The organism is Streptomyces sp. SID5785, from assembly GCF_009870065.1.
Taxonomy (GTDB): Bacteria; Actinomycetota; Actinomycetes; order Streptomycetales; family Streptomycetaceae; genus Streptomyces.
This window is the reverse complement of record NZ_WWIA01000389.1, coordinates 1-1049: the sequence shown is the minus strand read 5'-3', so window position 1 is coordinate 1049 and position 1049 is coordinate 1. Positions and strand designations below refer to the sequence as shown.

1 protein-coding gene is annotated in these 1049 nt (G+C 74.0%); it reads left to right on the top strand.

All coding sequences use genetic code 11. The annotated features are described in order from the left end of the window. The coding region (locus GTW43_RS12780; protein ID WP_202501377.1) for an alpha-L-rhamnosidase N-terminal domain-containing protein at nucleotides 1-1049 on the top strand (1049 nt) is incomplete at both ends.

Below are 1049 nucleotides of genomic sequence, written 5' to 3'. Positions count from 1 at the left end.
GGCTGGCGCCTGGGCACGGGACGGCGCGGGCTCGCGCAGGGCGCGTACCGCATCCTCGTCGCGTCGTCGGCCGGCCGGCTGACCGCGGCGCGCGCCGACGTCTGGGACAGCGGCCGCGTGACCTCGCCCGACGCGGTGGCCGTGCGCTACGAAGGACCCGAACTGCGGGCGTCCACACGGTACTTCTGGACCGTGTCGGTGTGGGACGAGCGCGGCAGGCCGCTCGGCACCGCGCCCGCCGCCGCCTTCGAGACGGGCCTGCTGAGCACGGACGGCACGGCAGGCTGGGACGGCGCGCAGTGGATCGGGATGAAGGGCAAGGCGCCGAACTCGGCGGGCGCACCGCTGCTGCGCTGCGAGACGCCGCTGCGCAAGGGCCGGGTCACCGCGGCCCGGCTGTACGTGTCCGCGCTCGGCGTCTACGAGGCGTACGTGAACGGCGAGCGGGTCACGGTCGCGCAGGACGGCGGCCGCACCCCGGAACTGCTCACACCGGGCTGGACCAACTACGACACGACGGTGAACTACCTGACGTACGACGTCACCGACCTGGTCGGCCACGGCCGGTCCGTGACCCTGGCCGCCGTGCTCGGCAACGGCTGGTACAACTCCCGTGTCTCCGAAGGGAGTACGTACTACGCGCAGGACGGCAACGCGCTCGCGCTCAAGGCCAGGCTCCTGGTCCGCTACGCCGACGGCACTGCCCAGAGCATCGTGACGCGGCCCGGCGCGGGCTGGCGCACGACCGACACCGGCCCGTACCGCGCGGACGACATCTACGACGGCCAGACCTACGACGCGCGCAGGGAACTGCCCGGCTGGGCCGCGAACGGGTTCGACGCCGCCGGGTGGGCGGACGCCGAAGAGGTCGGCTACGCCGCGAAGTTCCCGCAGGCCAAGCTCACCGCCTACCCGGGCGAGTCGGCGCGTCTCATGGCGAAGTGGGACCGGCGGCCCGGTTCGCTGACCGTCTACCGCGAGGTCACGGGCGAGGCCGGCAGTGCCAACGGGAAGGGCCGCGTCGTGCCCGACCCCGCCCGCTCGACGAC